Origin of the sequence: Gordonia sihwensis (assembly GCF_029632925.1) — a bacterium.
In the GTDB taxonomy this organism is placed as follows: domain Bacteria; phylum Actinomycetota; class Actinomycetes; order Mycobacteriales; family Mycobacteriaceae; genus Gordonia; species Gordonia sihwensis.
In genome coordinates, this window is the sequence record NZ_CP121248.1 from 520,040 (window position 1) to 536,935 (window position 16,896).

At 67.4% G+C, this 16,896-nt stretch carries 13 protein-coding genes, 3 tRNA genes and 1 pseudogene; 11 read left to right on the forward strand and 6 right to left on the reverse strand.

What is annotated here, in order from left to right; translation table 11 throughout:
• The 3 genes from P5P27_RS02625 (at position 1) to P5P27_RS02635 (ending at position 1,043) form a co-directional block, all read left to right on the forward strand.
• The gene (locus P5P27_RS02625; RefSeq protein ID WP_278126278.1) at positions 1–348 is read left to right on the forward strand and encodes a hypothetical protein; all 348 of its coding nucleotides are present in this window, start codon (positions 1–3) and stop codon (positions 346–348) included.
• A gap of 111 nt (positions 349–459) precedes the next feature.
• Positions 460–687, forward strand: coding sequence for a hypothetical protein (locus tag P5P27_RS02630; RefSeq protein WP_278126281.1), 228 nt, complete (start codon positions 460–462; stop codon positions 685–687).
• A 20-nt stretch (positions 688–707) separates the two neighbouring features.
• Positions 708–1,043, forward strand: coding sequence for a hypothetical protein (locus P5P27_RS02635; protein ID WP_278126283.1), 336 nt, complete (start codon positions 708–710; stop codon positions 1,041–1,043).
• Between the two features lie 101 nt (positions 1,044–1,144).
• Here the strand turns inward: P5P27_RS02635 and P5P27_RS02640 are convergent, their stop codons facing one another.
• Positions 1,145–2,050 (reverse strand): tyrosine-type recombinase/integrase, encoded by a 906-nt coding sequence (locus P5P27_RS02640; RefSeq protein WP_278126285.1) that lies wholly within the window; start codon positions 2,048–2,050, stop codon positions 1,145–1,147.
• 461 nt (positions 2,051–2,511) lie between these two features.
• Between P5P27_RS02640 and P5P27_RS02645 the strand changes: the two genes are divergently transcribed.
• From P5P27_RS02645 to P5P27_RS02680, 8 genes and pseudogenes are all read left to right on the forward strand, one after another.
• Positions 2,512–2,584 (forward strand) — tRNA-Glu (locus P5P27_RS02645).
• Between the two features lie 45 nt (positions 2,585–2,629).
• Positions 2,630–2,703 (forward strand) — tRNA-Asp (locus P5P27_RS02650).
• 33 nt (positions 2,704–2,736) lie between these two features.
• A tRNA-Phe gene (locus P5P27_RS02655) sits at positions 2,737–2,810 on the forward strand.
• Positions 2,811–3,034: 224 nt separating this feature from the next.
• On the forward strand, positions 3,035–5,791 hold the full coding sequence (locus P5P27_RS02660; protein ID WP_278126287.1) for a hypothetical protein: 2,757 nt from the start codon (positions 3,035–3,037) through the stop codon (positions 5,789–5,791).
• A gap of 93 nt (positions 5,792–5,884) precedes the next feature.
• Positions 5,885–7,047: pseudogene (locus P5P27_RS02665) on the forward strand (zinc-binding dehydrogenase).
• Between the two features lie 149 nt (positions 7,048–7,196).
• Positions 7,197–7,751, forward strand: coding sequence for a YceI family protein (locus P5P27_RS02670; protein WP_045537582.1), 555 nt, complete (start codon positions 7,197–7,199; stop codon positions 7,749–7,751).
• A gap of 75 nt (positions 7,752–7,826) precedes the next feature.
• Positions 7,827–9,554 (forward strand): adenylate/guanylate cyclase domain-containing protein, encoded by a 1,728-nt coding sequence (locus P5P27_RS02675; RefSeq protein WP_278126289.1) that lies wholly within the window; start codon positions 7,827–7,829, stop codon positions 9,552–9,554.
• Between the two features lies 1 nt (position 9,555).
• Entirely contained in the window at positions 9,556–10,425 is an 870-nt protein-coding gene (locus P5P27_RS02680) for an oxidoreductase (RefSeq protein ID WP_006894557.1), read from the forward strand.
• Between the two features lie 11 nt (positions 10,426–10,436).
• Here P5P27_RS02680 and P5P27_RS02685 read toward each other — a convergent pair whose 3' ends face one another.
• The 5 genes from P5P27_RS02685 to P5P27_RS02705 all read right to left on the reverse strand — a co-directional run bounded on the left by P5P27_RS02685 (position 10,437) and on the right by P5P27_RS02705 (position 16,889).
• The gene (locus P5P27_RS02685) at positions 10,437–11,066 is read right to left on the reverse strand and encodes an alpha-ketoglutarate-dependent dioxygenase AlkB (protein ID WP_006894559.1); all 630 of its coding nucleotides are present in this window, start codon (positions 11,064–11,066) and stop codon (positions 10,437–10,439) included.
• A 53-nt stretch (positions 11,067–11,119) separates the two neighbouring features.
• The gene (locus P5P27_RS02690; RefSeq protein WP_039866699.1) at positions 11,120–12,277 is read right to left on the reverse strand and encodes a pyridoxal phosphate-dependent aminotransferase; all 1,158 of its coding nucleotides are present in this window, start codon (positions 12,275–12,277) and stop codon (positions 11,120–11,122) included.
• Between the two features lie 33 nt (positions 12,278–12,310).
• Positions 12,311–12,763 carry a hypothetical protein gene (locus P5P27_RS02695; protein ID WP_006894563.1) on the reverse strand — a complete coding sequence of 151 codons (453 nt, stop codon included), beginning with the start codon at positions 12,761–12,763 and terminating at the stop codon, positions 12,311–12,313.
• An 84-nt stretch (positions 12,764–12,847) separates the two neighbouring features.
• On the reverse strand, positions 12,848–14,500 hold the full coding sequence (locus tag P5P27_RS02700; protein ID WP_006894564.1) for a DNA repair helicase XPB: 1,653 nt from the start codon (positions 14,498–14,500) through the stop codon (positions 12,848–12,850).
• 49 nt (positions 14,501–14,549) lie between these two features.
• Positions 14,550–16,889, reverse strand: coding sequence for a helicase-associated domain-containing protein (locus P5P27_RS02705; RefSeq protein WP_278126292.1), 2,340 nt, complete (start codon positions 16,887–16,889; stop codon positions 14,550–14,552).
• Positions 16,890–16,896 lie beyond the last annotated feature (7 nt).

Below are 16,896 nucleotides of genomic sequence, written 5' to 3' on the forward strand. Positions count from 1 at the left end.
ATGGCAAAGACTGCCGCGCACCGCAAGCAGATCGCCGACCTCATCGCCAGTCTCGGCGCGAAGGTCACCTTCCACGAGTCCGACCCCGGCACCACCGGTGCCGGCCTCATCGCGACCACCCCGGCGTCCGGTACGACGACGTGGGCCGCGGCCACCGACAACGGCACCGAATCGCAGGTGCAGGGCTCCGCGGTCCCGCTGCTGGTGCCAGCGGGTAAGACCGTCTCCCACTACGGCATATGGAACGGCAGTACGTTCCTGCGCGGTGAGCAGCTCGACTCGTCGATCATCGTCAACGGAAGCGGACCGGTGTCGGTCGACGTCACCCCGAAGTTCACGTTCGACTGATGCGCAAGGAGCCCAACGAGGGGCAGGAGGCAGGATTGTCCTGACTGCCCGATATCCTCGCATGATCTGATTCACAGACTGGCATCAGGCGAGGAAGGCTAGAGTTGGATTATGACGATCAACGACGTTCACAGGACGATGACCCGGAGGGGCCGGGCGTTCTGGGTGGGCGTGGGGTCACTGATCGACCTGCGTGGACAGGCAACGTACGAGGCGATGCAGGACCTGTTGCCGGACCCGGAACTCAAGCCGGTGGGAGTGATTTACGCGGAGACGAATCGGCTGATGTCCCAGACTCCGACGTCAATCGAATCGCTGCACTTGTCCTTGCGCAGATAAGCCAGCACCAGCACATTCACTTGCCGGAACAGCCGCCCGACCCACAGCAGTTGGCGCTCTTGCGGGAGAAGGTTCCCGAGGTGTACGCGATGTGGGTGGACGTAGTGCAGAAGCGCAACGACCATGAGCTGTGGCAGTCGAAGAAGGCGATTCGGCAGCCGTACCTGCTGGCGAGGCTCGGCCAGGTGTTTGGGCTGGTTGCGGTGCTCGGGGTGCTTGTCCTGGGCGGTTACGCGTTGTACCTCGACCATGCGTGGATCGCGGCATTTCTCGGTGCAGTCGACGTGATCGGTCTAGCGGCCGTGTTCAACGGCAACCAGAATCAACCGCGTCGCGAACGGAACCAGCGGACCTGAGCGATGGAGTTCGCAAGGAGGCCCCCGACCTATCAAGGTCGAGGGCCTCTGCGCAGGGAACAACGTCACGTGACCCGGGTCGTGACCGGGCATCGAGCATGTCAGGCTGCCGAGGACTCCAGTGGCACGGCGACGAGTTCGGGCTGCTGCTGACGCGACCGCACGCCGCGCAGCACGTCGAGGGAGTCGATCGCATCGCGTCGGCGGGTGGTGGGGACAGCTGTGTAGATCTGGGTCGAGGCGATGCTCTTGTGTCGCATCAGCTCTTGGACGACGCGCAGGTCCGCGCCATCATCGAGCAGTGTCGTGGCGTACCAGTGGCGCAGCTGGTGGGCAGACCCGCGGACGCCGGCCCGCTTCATCGTCCGGCCTACGACGTCGGAGACACTCTTGGAGTGCACCGGCATCGAGGGGTAGCCGCGCCGAGGGAACCAGTACCCGGTCTCGGGCATCTCGCTGACGAGCTCGACCAGGATCGGATGGAGCGGGATCGACTTCGTCTTGCGACCCTTTCCTCTCACCCAAAGCAGACGGGCGCGCAGGTCGAAATCTTCGCCGCGGACCTTCGCGATCTCGTGCACGCGCAGTCCTGCCAGGAGCGCCAGCAGGATCATTGTTCGAGTCTTGGTCTGCATACGGGCCTGCAGGAGATCGATCACGGCCTGGTCGGAGATCGGCCGAGGCTCTCGCTCGGGGATGACCGGCTGCCCGAGCTTCACCATCGGGTTGTCTGCACGGCGGTCACTGACCTGCAGGTACTTGAACCACGCGCGGAGGTACGTGATGTACGTGGCGTTAGTGCTGTCCGACCAGTCGTGCTCGTGGGAGGCGAGCCACTCCATGATCGCGATGGCGTCGATGGTGGCGGGCTGGACGCCAGTTTCGGCGTGGAGCAGGCGGATGACTCTGGTTCGCTCCACGATGGTGACGCGCGAGAGGCGCCGCGCGGTCTGCCAGAGCTCGAAATCGGCGAGGCCGATCGTGTGAGCCGTTGCATCAATTTTCACATGAGCACCATTCATCACATGGGGCACAAAAACGAAATCGGCACCCAGAAACGGGGCCGCAGTCCCTGATCGGGCTGAGGCCTTATATAAGGGGAGGATCAGACCATCGACTCTTGCGTGGTCGGCCGGCTGCCGATGCTGCGCATGATCTGCGTAGTCGGTGGCCCTGGTTGGCCTACGCCGCGTCCAGTTCCATTTCTACGGACGGAGAAGGCTCAATTGACGGACTAGTAATCCGCAGGTCGTAGGTTCGAGCCCTACTGGGGGCACTGGTGGAAGCCAGGCCGGAGAACATCTCCGGCCTGGCTTCTTCGCTTCCGGTCTCCGACGGCCGCCGGCGCGGCGCTCGCCGATCACCCTCGATGTGCGTGTGAATAGCCGAAAAACGTCGCTGACCACACGATTTGCGTTCTGTCGACGAAGTGCCATAGAGTTTGTCTCGCTCCCAACGAGGAACACCGGCCCCCTTCGTCTAGCGGCCTAGGACGCCGCCCTTTCAAGGCGGTAGCGCGGGTTCGAATCCCGTAGGGGGTACGCAGTGAGAGTCTGATAAGGTTCTCAAGGCAACAAATTGAATATGGCCCTGTGGCGCAGTTGGTTAGCGCGCCGCCCTGTCACGGCGGAGGTCGCGGGTTCGAGTCCCGTCAGGGTCGCTTTTTGGTTTCGGTTTTTCACCGGCACCGTCCGGCCAGGTAGCTCAGTTGGAACGAGCGTCCGCCTGAAAAGCGGAAGGTCGTCGGTTCGATCCCGACTCTGGCCACATTCGATCAGAGGCCCACCGGCAACGGTGGGCCTCTGATCCTTTTCGTCTGAACATCTCTCGTCGTCTGAACATCTCCGGCAGGCCCACGGACGGTGCGAACCGGATCGAGTTCACTGTGTGTCCATGTCATTCGGCTGCCGCGTAACCTTAGGGTCCAGCTAGGAAGTTTCTGCCGCCCTGTGGAAGGGTTTCGGTGATAGCAGCGCGCACAAGGAGGGGCGATGGCCAACGGCGGGACGCCGCAGGAGAACGATCCGGCGTTGAACATTGTCGACAACGTCGTCGACCGCGAGTACACCGTCGAGCGGTTGGTGGAGAACCCGGTAGAGAAGGTCATCGATAAGCCGGTCACGCTCGAGCGGATCGTGGAACGGCTGGTGGTCAACACCGTCGACACCATCATCGACAAGCCGGCGACGGTCTCGCGGCTGATCGAGAAACCCGTTGTGACGGTGGTCGACGAGATCGTAGACAAGCCCGTGAGCGTCAGCCGCGCCGTGGAACGCCCGGTGGTGACGATCGAGGACGAGGTCGTCGACAAGCCCGTCAACATCCATCGCCGGGTCGAGAAGCCGGTGGTGACGGTGGTCGACAACATCATCGAGATGCCGGTCGAACTCCAGCGACTCGTGCAGCAGCCGGTGGTGACGGTGGTCGATGAGATCGCTGAGAAGCCGGTGGAGCTGTCGCGGTTGGTGGAGAAGCCGGTGGTGACGGTGGTCGATGAGATCGCTGAGAAGCCGGTGGAGTTGCCGCGGTTGGTGGAGAAGCCGGTGGTGACGGTGGTCGATGAGATCGCTGAGAAGCCGGTGGAGTTGCCGCGGTTGGTGGAGAAGCCGGTGGTGACGGTGGTCGATGAGATCGCTGAGAAGCCGGTGGAGCTGTCGCGGTTGGTGGAGAAGCCCGTCGTCACCTTCGTCGACGAGATCGTCGACACCCCCGTCGACGTGCCGCGCGTCATCGAGAAGCCGATCGTGACGGTGAAGGACGAGATCGTCGACAACGAGATCGACATCCCGCGGTTGGTGGAGAAGCCGATCGTCACGATCCTCGACGAGATCGTCGACAAACCGATCGAGATCCAGCGGCTCGTGGAGAAGCTGCTCGTGACTGTGGTGGACGAGATCGTGGAGCGGCCCACCGAGGTCTCGCGCATGGTGGAGAAGCTGCTGGTCGAGATCACCGACGACGTCGTCGAGAAGCCCATCAGCGTCGAGCGGATGGTGGAGAAGCCGATCGTCACCATCGTCGACAAGGTGGTGGAGGTCCCGGTCGAGTCGGTCGTCGAGAAGGTGATCGAGAAGCCCGTCGAGAAGATCGTCGAGGTGATCCGCGAAGTTCCCGTCGAGAAGATCGTCGAGAAGGAGATCGAGGTCCCGGTCGAGAAGATCGTCTACAAGCCCGTCGAGAAGGTCGTCGAGAAGCACGTCGACGCGACCGAGGAATCGGCGGCGGAGACGACGGTCGAGAAGGAGATCGAGGTCCCGGTCGAGAAGATCGTCTACAAGACGGTCGAGAAGGTCGTCGAGAAGGAGATCGAACTCGTCGTAGAGAAGGCGGAGATCAAGACCGTCGAGGTGCCGCGCGAGGTGATCGTGGAGCAGATCGTCGACAAGCCGATCGAGAAGCCGGTCGACCATGTGGTCGAGCGGATCGTCGAGAAGCCGAACGTGGTCGAGAAGGTGATCGAGAAGCCCGTCGACCGTGAGGTGGAACGGATCGTCGAGATCCCCAACGTCACCGAGAAACTGGTCGAGAAGCCGGTGGACCATGTGGTCGAGCGGGTGGTCGAGAAGCCGAACGTGGTCGAGAAGATCGTCGAGAACCCCGTCGAACACGCCGTGGAGCGCGTGGTCGAGAAGCCCGAACTGGTCGAGAAGATCATCGAGAAGCCCGTCGAGCACGTGGTGGAACGGGTTGTGGAAGTGCCCAACGTCGTCGAGAACGTGGTGGAGAAGCCCGTCGACCGTGTCGTCGACAAGGTGGTCGAGATCCCCAACGTCATCGAGCAGGTGGTGGAGCGGCCCGTCGACCGCGTGGTGGAGCGGGTGGTGGAGCGGCCGAATGTGGTCGAGAAGATCGTCGAGCAGCCGGTGGACCATGTGGTCGAGCGGGTGGTGGAGCGACCGAATGTGGTCGAGAAGATCGTCGAGCAGCCGGTGGACCATGTGGTCGAGCGGGTGGTGGAGCGACCGAACGTGGTCGAGAAGGTCATCGAGCAGCCGGTCGACCGCGTGGTGGAGCGCGTCGTCGAAGTGCCCAACGTGATCGACAAGGTCGTCGAGCGCCCCGTTGACCGCGTGGTGGAGCGGGTGGTGGAGCGGCCGAATGTGGTCGAGAAGGTCATCGAGCAGCCGGTGGACCGGACCGTCGAGCGCGTGGTGGAACAGCCCAACGTGGTCGAGAAGATCGTCGACAAGCCGGTGGAGCACGTAGTGGAGAAGATCGTCGAGCGGCCGGAGATCATCGAGAAGGTGGTCGAGCAGGAAGTCCGCCGCGAGTTCGACAAGAACGTGCAGACCCCCGTCCTGGTGGAGAACGTGATCGAGAAGCGGTTCGACCACGTCGTGGAGCGGATCGTCGAGAAGCCCGTCGAGCACATCGTGGAGAAGGTGGTCGAGAAGCCGGTCTACGTCGAGGTCGAGAAGGTGGTCGAGAAGCCCATCGAGCAGATCGTCGTGGTCGAGAAGCCGGTCATCGTCCGCAAGGTGGTCGAGAAGCCGGTGGAGACCTACGTCGAGGAGTCTGAGGACACCGTCCGGACCGTCACCCACGACCAGCCGGAGCCGGCGACCGGCGGCGAGACGCAGTACGTCCAGCCAGAGTCCGACACCGGCAGGCATCACTGGGTGGACGCCGGCACCGGGCAGCACCCGGACCACGGCTTCGCCGGCTCCGAATCCGAGGAGACGCGGCCGCGCGTCAAGGTGGACCCGACGTACACCGTTCGCCGGGCGCGTCACCGCAGCCCCGACTGAGATCAGTAGGCACGACGGCATCCGAGGGGAATGTTCCCTCGGATGCCGTTGTGCATCCTGATGCCGGCACGCACCCGGCCCTACAGTGGACGCATGAAAGCTGTGGTGTGTCACGAAGGTTCGCTCGACGTGCGCGAGATGGAGGTTCCCCGCCCCGGTCCGGGCCACGTATTGATCAAAGTGCTCCGCGCCGGGATCTGCGGGTCCGACCTGCATGCGCGGGTTCACGGAGACGTCGCCGCCGACATCGGGGAGAAGGTGGGCTACGACCACTTCATGCGCCCCGCCCACGAGGTGGTGATGGGCCACGAGTTCGTCGGGGAGGTGGTCTCGTACGGTCCCAAATGCCGCAAACGGTGGAAGCCGGGCACAGCGGTGGTCGCGCTGCCGATCATCCGTCACGACGGCGAGGTCGAAATGGTGGGCTCTCGGCGCAGGCGCCCGGGGCGTACGCCGAATACATGGTGGTCCAGGAAGATCTGGCGATGCCCGTCCCCGACGGTGTGGACGTGGAACTCGCGGCCTTGACCGAGCCGCTCGCGGTGGCGCATCACGCGGTCCGGCGCAGTGAGATCGGCCGGCGCGACGTGGCCGTTGTGGTCGGCTGCGGCCCCATCGGCCTCGCGGTGATCCTGATGCTGAAAGCGGCGGGAGTGCGCACGGTGGTCGCCGCCGACCTCTCCGAACTGCGCCGCGACCTCGCCCGTCAGTGCGGAGCAGACGTCGTGGTCGACCCCGCCGTCGACAGTCCGTGGGACGCGGCGCCGCAACAGAGGAAGCACTTCACCCGCGTCGGAGATCTGTTCTCGGTGGCGTTCGACGCCATGCACGCACTTCAGACCATTCCCCGGACGCCGTGGTGGTCGCTGATGAGCGTCGCCGACAAGCTGTCGCTCACGCCGCGCGGGCCCGTGGTCTTCGAATGCGTCGGCGTTCCCGGAATGATCGACGACCTCGTCGCGCACGCGCCCTTCCGCTCGCGGGTCGTGGTGGTCGGAGTGTGCATGGAGCCGGATGTCTTCCAGCCGGCGATGGCAGGCAACAAGGAGATCGACCTGCGCTTCGTCTTCGGCTACGACCCCGCCGAGTTCCGGGCCACGCTGCACATGATCGCGCGCGGGACGGTTCAGCCGAGGCCGCTGCTGACCGGGACGGTCGGGCTCGGCGGTGCCGCAGGGGCATTCGAGGCGCTCGCCTCGGCACGCAGTCACGCGAAGATCCTCATCGATCCGGCGAGCGACGTCGTGGACGTCTGAGCGTCCGGAGGTGATCCGGCGGCACTTTCCGTGATTGGCGCCACAACAGGAATTATCCGGACCACGGTCCGGTTATGCTCTGTGTGTGCGGCACACGCCGCCGCAGAACCACAGACGCCATCGAGATCGCTTCCGCAAGGAGAACCGTCATGACTGCAGCAACCGTCACCCCCGCTGACCTGACCCCCGGCACCTGGACCATCGACCCGGTCCACTCGACCATCGGCTTCTCGGTCCGCCACCTGATGGTCTCGAAGGTCCGCGGCACCTTCGACGCCTTCACCGGCGCCATCACCATCGCCGAGGACGGCACGCCGTCGGTTCAGGCCGAGATCGACGTCACCTCGATCAACACCCGCAACGAGCAGCGCGACGGCCACATCAAGTCGGCCGACTTCTTCGACGCCGAGAAGTTCCCGACCGCCACTTTCACCTCCACCTCCGTGGTGGAGAAGGGCGGGGACTACGAGCTCACCGGCGACTTCACGCTCAAGGGCGTCACCAAGCCGGTGACCCTGAAGATGGAGTACAACGGCGTCAACGCGGGAATGGGCCAGGGCCCGGTCGCGGGCTTCGAGGCCTCGACCGTGATCAACCGCAAGGATTTCGGCATCGACATCGAGATGCCGCTGGAGACCGGTGGAACCGTGGTCGGTGACAAGATCACCATCACGCTCGAGATCGAGGCGACGCACACCGCCTGATCGCTCCACCCCGACATCACCTCCCGGTCTTCGGTAATCTCAGTGAGATTCCATTGGGCCGGGAGGTGATTGCTTGTGCGTGGCGAGACTCGCACTGAGCTGCACCGTTTTGCCGAATGGGTGGACCGCAGGCTGAAACTGGCCTACTTCGGCGGGCGGCTCGTGGAAGGCGGAAGCGAACGCGTCGCCACCGAGTGGCGGGCGATGGACGTGGAGACCCGCCGCGGAATCGTCGCCCGGGCCATGGTGCTCGGAAGCGCGATTCTCGGCGGGGCCAAGATCCTGATCAGCATCGAGACCTTCATCGCGGTGTTCCTCGCGTTCAGCGGCGGCGAACTCACGCTGCACTCGGGTTCCGAGGATCCCGGCATGCTCGCGGTGCTGTTCTCGACGCTGGTCGGACTGATCGTCAGTCTCGCGATCTCGCTGCTGTTCCTGAAACCGCAGTTCGCGTGGTTCGTCAGCGGCGGTCCCGCCGACGACGACCGTCGAAGACAAGTGCAGGTGATCCCGACCCGCGTGGTGTACGCCGACCTGGTCGGCTGGCTCGCCGCGTACCTGATGTACGTGGTGCTCTCCGACGCCGAGCCGGTGTTCCTGCTCGCCATGCTCGTGGCGTTCATGCTCGCCGCCATCACCTCGGCGTGCCTGAACTACATGTTCATCGAGAGCGCGGTCCGGCCGTTGACGGTGCTCGCCTTCGGCGGGCGGTCGATGCGGTTCGCGATGCACGGCGTGCGCGAGCGCATGGCGGTGATCTGGCTGGTCTCCTCGGCGGTGCCGATGGTCGGGATGGTCACGATCATCGTAGGGCGGGTACTCGGCCTGGTCCCGCAGGTGGAGGATCGTTTCGACTGGCCGATCGCGTTCCTGGCCTTCATCGCGCTCGCCTCGGGCGGGCGCGTCGTCGGACTGGTGGGCCGTGCGATCCGCGATCCCCTCAACGAGATGAGCGATGTCATCGAATCGGCTCGCGACGGCGACCTGACCAGGCGCGTCGCCGTCTACGACTCCTCCGAGATCGGTGTGCTCCAGCACGGCATCAACGGGATGCTCGACGGCCTTCAGGAACGTGACCGGATGCGCGAGATCTTCTCCCGCCACGTCGGAGTGGGGGTCGCCGACCTGGCTCTCGAACACGGCGGAGATCTGGTCGGATCGAACACCGAGGTCGCGGTGATCTTCGTCGACATCACCGGGTCGACGTCGTTCGCGGCGCGGCGCGACCCGCGCGAGACCGCGGTGGTGCTCAACGCCTTCTTCTCCATCGTCGCCGAGGTGGTGGAACGGCATGGCGGCTTCATCAACAAGTTCGAGGGCGATGCGGCGCTCGCCGTATTCGGTGTGCCCGCGCCACTGGACAATCCCGCCGAATCGGCGTTGGTGGCCGCGCGCGAACTCGGTGTGGCGCTCGGTGAGAAGCTCCCGCTGGAGTGGGGGATGGCCGTGGCCTACGGTCCGGTGTTCGCCGGCAACATCGGAGCGCGGACCCGGTACGAGTACACCGTGATCGGGGACCCGGTGAACGAGTGCGCGCGGTTGTCCGACCGGGCCAAGGAGGGATACTCGCCCGTCTACGCCAGCGGCGCGGCCATCGACCGTGCCGGCGCCGACGAGGTGGCGAAGTGGCGCCGCGTGGATCGGGTGACCCTGCGCGGTCGGCCGGAGCCGACCGAGATCTTCGCGCCGCGCGAGTTGCTGATCCGCGCCGAGCCGCCGTCGCTCGGTAGTGTGCTGGCTGACCTGGTGAAGTTCGCCATACCGCGTGAGCGTTCGCCGCGTGCGGCCGCGAAGGAGCAGTGACATGAGCGATCGGCCGACAGCCGGATTACCCGACCAGAGCGGCCGCACCTGGGTGATCACCGGCGCGAACAGCGGGCTGGGTGCCGAGATCGCCAGGGCTGCCGCGGCGGCCGGCGCCGACGTGACCCTCGCCTGCCGCAACCTGGACAAAGCCGAACGTGTGGCGGGCCGGATCGGCGCGTCGGCGCGCGTCGCGCATCTCGATCTGGCCGATCTGGGCTCTGTGCGCGATTTCGCGGCCGGCGTCGAGCCGTTCGACGTCCTGGTCAACAACGCCGGAGTGATGGCACTGCCGCACAGGCGTACGGCCGACGGTTTCGAGATGCAGATGGGCACCAACCACCTGGGGCATTTCGCCCTCACCGGACTGCTGCTGCCCAGAGTGCGCGAGCGGATCGTCATCATGTCCTCGCTCGCGCAGAACTGGGGAAGGATCCACGCCGACGACCTCAACTGGGAGCGGCGGCGCTACAACCGATGGGCGGCGTACGGCGACTCCAAGCTGGCGAACACCGTGTTCGGACGAGAGCTGGCGCGCAGGCTCACCCAGTCGGGATCCCCCGTGCGGGCGGTCCTGGCTCATCCCGGCTACACCTCGACCGGTCTGATGGGGCAATCCGAGACGCCCGTGGACTACCTGATGAAGGCGGGCGCGATGCTTCGCGTGGGGCAGCCTGCGGCTCAGGGGGCGTTGCCCGCACTGTTCGCGGCGACGGCCGACGTCCCGAACGGCAGCTATTGGGGGCCCAACCGGGTGCTGCGCGGTACACCGTCGCGTGCACGTTATCGTGCGGCGGCCGACGATCAGCGGGTTCGCGACCGCCTCTGGTCGGCGTCCGAGGAACTGACGGGCGTCACTTTCGACGTCTGAGAGCGCGCGGGTCAACGCACCCCGGCGGGACGGAACTGGACGCTGATCCGCGGGCCGGCCCCGGGCGTCTTCGGGACCGCGTGATCCCATGTGCGCTGGCATGAGCCACCCATCACCAACAGATCGCCGGAACCGAGGATGAATTTCCGTGACGGTCCGCCGCCCCGCGGGCGCAGCAGAAGGGTGCGCGGAGCGCCCAGGGAGACGATCGCGACCAGGGTGTCGTCGATCCGTCCCCGACCGATCCGGTCACCGTGCCAGGCGACGCTGTCGGAGCCGTCCCGATACAATGCCAGACCCGCGGTGGCGAAGCCCTCGGGCAGTTCTCGTCGGTAGTGGTGCGTCAGTGCACCGCGGGCCCGTTCGAGGATCTCGTGCGGCAGCGCGCTGCGCTGATCGTAGAAGGCCAGCAGTCGCGGGACGTCGACCACCGACTCGTACATCTGCCGGCGTTCGGCTCGCCACGGCACATCGGCGCGTAGGGCGTCGAACAGGTGCATCGACCCGGTGACCCAGCCCGGGCGCACATCGACCCAGGCGCCGTCGGAGAGCGGGTGTCGTACGGTGCTCGCGCTCAGTGCGGCCAGGCCGACGTCCGCGTCAGCCGAGTCGAACAACGAGGCCTGAACTCCAGTGCCCATGGCTGGAGCCTACCAGGGTATCGAACGTATGTTCTAGTACGAACGGCGCGCGGTCATCGCAGACTGCCGAGTCGCTCGGCGGCCTCGGCGATGACCTCGTCGCGCTTGCAGAAGGCGAAGCGGACCAGGTGCCGCCACGGCTGATCGTCGTCGACGAATGCGCTGACCGGCACGGCGGCGACCCCGATCCGCGCCGGCATCTCGCGGCAGAACTCGAATCCGTCCGAATACCCGAGAGGGCGCGGATCGGCGCAGACGAAGTACCCGGCCTCGCTGCGGTGGACGTCGAACCCGGCCGTGCGCAGCGCGTTCGACAGGACGGTCCGTTTGCGCGCCAGGTCGGCGGCGTTGGCCCGCACCCAGTCCATCTCGGTGCGCAGCGCGTGCGCTACCGCGGGCTGGAACGGTCCGCTGCCGACGTAGGTGAGGAACTGCTTGGCCGCACGCGCCGCCGCCACCAGATCGGCGGGACCGGTGATCCAGCCGACCTTCCACCCCGTGCACGCGAAGGTCTTGGCGGCGCTCGAGATCCGCAGGGTGCGCTCGGCCATCCCGGGCAGCAACGCGAGCGGGTGCTGGCCGCGGCCGTCGAAGAGCAGGTGCTCGTACACCTCGTCGGTGATGGCGACGGCGTCGTACTCGATCGTCAACCGTGCGATCTGGGCGAGGTCGTCGTCGGTGAGTACCGTGCCCGTCGGATTGTGCGGCGAGTTGACCAGCACCGCAGCGGTATTCGGTCCGAACGCGGCGGCCAGCGCCGATCGGTCGAGCACGAATCCGTCGCCGTCGCGCACCAGCGGAACGGTGCGCCGGACACCGCCCGCAAGGGCGACGCAGGCCGCATAGGAGTCGTAGTACGGCTCGATCATCACCACCTCGCGGCCGGGCTCGACGAGTCCGAGCAGGGCACCGGCGATGGCCTCGGTGGCGCCGACGGTCACCAGGACCTGCGAATCAGGGTCGCGGTCGATGCCGTAGTGATCGCGCTCATGTGCGGCGATCGCGTGGCGCAGCGACGGCACACCGATCCCGGGCGGGTACTGGTTGCCGCCTGATTCGATCGCGTCGACGGCCGCCGCCAGCATCGATGCCGGCCCGTCGGAGTCGGGGAACCCCTGACCCAGGTTGATCGCGTCGTGCTTCACCGCGAGGGCCGACATCTCCGCGAAGACGGTGGACGTGAACGGGCGCATGCGGTCGACCAATGGCATGGCTCCAGGTTGGCACACACCCGACCCATGCGGTCAGCGGACGTGCGCCACTCCCGTGCACGTCGGCGCGGCCAGGGTGAGGAAGGGCCCTCGGTTCATCGCTCGCGTGGTGATCCGGACCGGTCCCGGACCCGTGGCGATCTCCGCCGAGAACCCGGCGCCCTCGGCGTCGTGGGTGAAGTGGGCATTGCTCTGGCCGCTCCGGCCGGTGCGCAGGTTTTTCCAGGTCAGGGTGCCGTCGGTGCGGTAGCCCCAGATGCTGGGATTGCCCCAGGTGACGCTGATGCGCCCATTGCCGTCGGGGTAGACGGTGACGCCGCCGTAGTAGGGATTATCGATGATGTTCGGTGACAGGCCGATGCAGTTCTGCGCGACGTACTCGCTGGTCTCGATGTCGGCGCCGGCCGCGCCGGCCCCGGCCGCGGTTCCCGCGACGACGGCTCCCGCTGCGAGAGCGACGACAGTTCCGGTGACGAGACGGTTCACGGTTCCCCCTTGGAATCGACGATGGTGTTCGAACCCCCGACAACCGGTATGTCGCACGAACAGACGACGAGTGTTACGTGCGTCTCACGGCAGCGGCGGTCCGACGATGTCGTCGGCGTCGACGATCCGGTACGCGTAGCCCTGCTCGGCGAGGAATCGCTGGCGGTGCGCGGCGTAGTCGGCGTCGAGGCTGTCGCGCGAGACGACCGAGTAGAAGTGCGCTTGACCGCCGTCGGCCTTGGGCCGCAGCAGACGGCCGAGGCGCTGGGCCTCCTCCTGGCGAGAACCGAACGTACCCGAGACCTGAACCGCCACCGAGGCCTCGGGGAGATCGATGGAGAAGTTCGCGACTTTCGAGACCACCAGGGTCTGCAACTCTCCCCGGCGGAAGGCGTCGAAGAGCTTCTCGCGTTCGGCGTTCCGGGTGGAGCCCTGGATCACCGGGGCGTCGAGTTCCCGGCCCAACTCCTCGAGCTGGTCGATGTAGGCGCCGATGACGAGGGTCTGGGAGTCCCGGTGGCGTTCGAGGATCGACCGGACCACGCGGATCTTGGAGTGGGCGGTGGAGCAGAGCTTGTACTTCTCCTCTGGTTCGGCGACGGCGTACTGCAGCCGCTCCGAATCGGTCATCGTCACCCGGACCTCGATGCACTCGGCCGGAGCGATCCAGCCCTGCGCCTCGATGTCCTTCCACGGGGCGTCGTAGCGTTTGGGGCCGATGAGGCTGAAGACGTCGCCCTCGCGTCCGTCCTCGCGGACCAGCGTGGCGGTGAGGCCGAGGCGCCGTCGCGACTGGAGGTCGGCGGTCATGCGGAACACCGGGGCCGGAAGCAGATGCACCTCGTCGTAGATGATCAGACCCCAGTCGCGCGAGTCGAACAGGTCGAGGTTCTTGTACTCGCCCTTCGACTTGCGGGTCATCACCTGGTAGGTGGCGATGGTGACGGGGCGGATCTCCTTGCGCTCGCCCGAGTACTCGCCGATCTCGTCCTCGGTCAGGGAGGTCCGGGCCACCAACTCGCGCTTCCACTGGCGGCCGGCGACCGTGTTCGTCACGAGGATCAGCGTGGTGGCGCCGGCCTTGGCCATCGCCGCGGCGCCGACCATGGTCTTTCCCGCACCGCACGGCAGGACTACGACGCCCGAACCGCCCGCCCAGAACGAGTCGGCCGCCAACTCCTGATAGTCGCGCAGATGCCAGTCGGTCTGCTCCAATTCGATCGGGTGCGCCTCGCCGTCGACGTAACCGGCGAGGTCTTCCGCGGGCCAGCCGACCTTCAGCAGGATCTGCTTGAGGCGCCCGCGCTCGGACGGGTGGACCACGACGGTGTCGTCATCGATCCGCGCGCCGAGCATGGGCGCGACCTTCTTGTTCCGCAGGATCTCCTCCAGCACGGCGCGATCCAGGCTCACGAGGGTGAGCCCGTGCGCGGGGTTCTTCATCAGCTGGAGCCGCCCGAAGCGGCCCATCGTGTCGACGATGTCGACCAGCAGCGGCTGCGGAACCGGGAAACGCGAGTGCGTGACGAGGGCGTCGACCACCTGCTCGGCGTCGTGGCCGGCGGCCCGCGCGTTCCACAGTGCCAGCGGAGTGACCCGGTAGGTGTGGACGTGCTCGGGAGCGCGCTCGAGTTCGGCGAAGGGTGCGATCGCGGCCCGCGCGGCGGCCGCCCCCGGATGGTCGACCTCCAGCAGGAGGGTCTTGTCCGATTGCACGATGAGAGGTCCGTCGGTCACCGGTCCATTGTCCAGGTTCGGGCGCGGTGCGGCCACCTGCCGTCGGGAGTCAGAGCACCTCGACCCTGGTGATCCGGTGCAGCGCGAACCGGAGGTCGGGCTCGCCGCCCTCCTCGTCGGCCACCAGTTGTCCGGCGGCCAGCGAACGGGCGTGCACCACATGCCGACTCGCCGCGCCCTGCGCGTCCACATAACCGATGCGCAGGCGCCTCCCGGTGCGCAGGGCCAGTTGGATCAGCGTGGACACGGTCTCGCCGGCGGCACCCGACGCCGAGGCCGCGGCGACCGGTCCGGCGGCGCGGTCGGCGGTCCGCATCCTGGAGACGACGGCGTGCGCCTGACCGGGACCGAGAGCGGCGCGTCGATGCGGTGGGGACGACGCCGCACCGCGGGCCGGGACGCGGACGCCTCGGCTGCGCAGGTCGATCAGCGCTCCGGAGGAGTCCTCGCCCGCGGGGCTGAACCCCGATGCGCGCAGCCGGTCGATCACATCGCGCAGCGGTGCCGCCGACACCGCGACCGTCGGGGCCAGGGCGCGCAGGGCCAGCTCGGTCGCGGCCTCGCTGCGCAGCACCTCGGTGAGCATCGCGGTGTCGTCGCAGCGGATGAACGACGCCGCCACGCCCACGCGCAGCCGGCCGTGTCTGCGGGCGACGTCGTCGATCAGATATGTCAGCGACTGCGGCACGGGCGTCCGTGAGTGCTCGTGGAGGAACGTGGCGATCTCGGCGCTGGTGCGGCCGGTGTCGAGCGTGCGCCGCACACTGTCTTCGGTGATCCGGTACATCGAGGCGGCACCGCCCGATTCGAGGTCGGCGATCAACCGGAGCCGGTCGGCCACGTCCGGGTCGAGCGGCCCGGGCACCACGACTGTCAGGTCGGCCTGCACCAGGAAGTAGTCGATGAGGTCGGGCAGGGACGCGTCCATCGCCGCGAGCACGTCGGCCGCCGACTCGGCGTCGGCGGGAACGTCGAGGAGCAGCCGCCCGGCGGTCGTGAGCGAGCCGTGCGCCACGAGTCCGAGTTCGGTCGCCTCGCGCAGGGTCTCGGAGACCACATGCACGTTGAGCCGGCGGAGACGGCGCGGATGACGCCATCCGAGTACCGCGGTCAGCGCTTCGGGGGACACCGGGTGGGCGGGCTCGGCGTCGGCGAGCGGAGCCAGCACCGCGCGGCGCGAGGCCGCGGCGGTGGCGTCGAACAGTTCGGACGACAGCGCCGCGAGGGTGTTCCCCTCGCGGTCGGTGTCGCCGATCTGCCAGGGCTGCCGCGGCAGATCGAGCCACGCCCGCGCCATGCCGAGCCATCGTCGCCCGGAACTCAGATGCGCCCAGGCGTCGACGGCGCCGGTGGGCGCGAAGACGTCGTCGGCGAGGTGGTCGCCCGCGTCGGAGTCGGGCGCACCCGCGTCGAGGAGCCGCTGCCTGGCCAGCAGCTCGACGAGCAGGCCGACGCGGCTCACGGTCAGGGCGGTGGTCTTGGCGAGGCGCCGGAGTTCGCGGATGCCCAGGCCGCCGGACCGCAGCAGGGCCGCCGGTGCGGTGCCGAGCGCCTCGATCAGATCGCCGGAGTGACGGAGCAGTTCGAGCGCCTCGCCCGCCCCCGCGGCGTCGACGGCCTTCGCGTCGAACCGCCCGGGGCCGTCCGCACCGGTGAGTGGCGGTTCCCGCAGGACCGCGGTCTCGAGCGGCGGCTGACCGCGAAGCAGTTGTCCCACCTGGGGCGGAAGCTCCACGGTCTGCTCATCGATCCGTGCGAGCAGACCGAGTGAGATGAGGGTGGGCACCGGCGCGCTCGGATCGGCATCCGGTGCGGCGTCGCGACTGCGCCCGAGAGACGACCCCTGGGCGAGTGTGGTGAGCAGTTCCCTGGGCCGCTCGGCGGCCGATTCGATGCGCTCGCGGATCTGCGCGGGAGTCGACTCCGCGATGGGGCCGAGCAGATTGTGAGCCCGCCACGGCAGGGCGGCGGGCAGATGCGCCCCGGCGATCCAGTCGGTGTGCCTGCCGCGCCGGCGGGGGCCGGTGCCCCACAGCAGTGCACGGGTGACCATCTGGTCGAGACGCGCGTCGACGTCGCCGCGCCGCGCCCGCCGACCGAGACGGGCGACGATCGCGTCCCGGCTCACCGGCCCGAGGAGTTCCTTGCGTTCGCCGATCGCACTGGACGCGTCGAGAAAGGCCTCGATCACCGCGACCGCCAGAAGGTCGAGCCCTTCGCCCGCCAGGGAGATCGACGCCGCCGACAGCGCGCGCTGGGCGAGGACACCGGTGCCGCGGGGCGGGGGAGAAGCGAGGTCGGGCCGGGCGATCAGCAACTCGACGAGCGCATCGTCGGACCGCTCGGCGAGATCGTCGGCCAACCCGCGCAGCGGCAGGTCGGGACTCATTCGGACA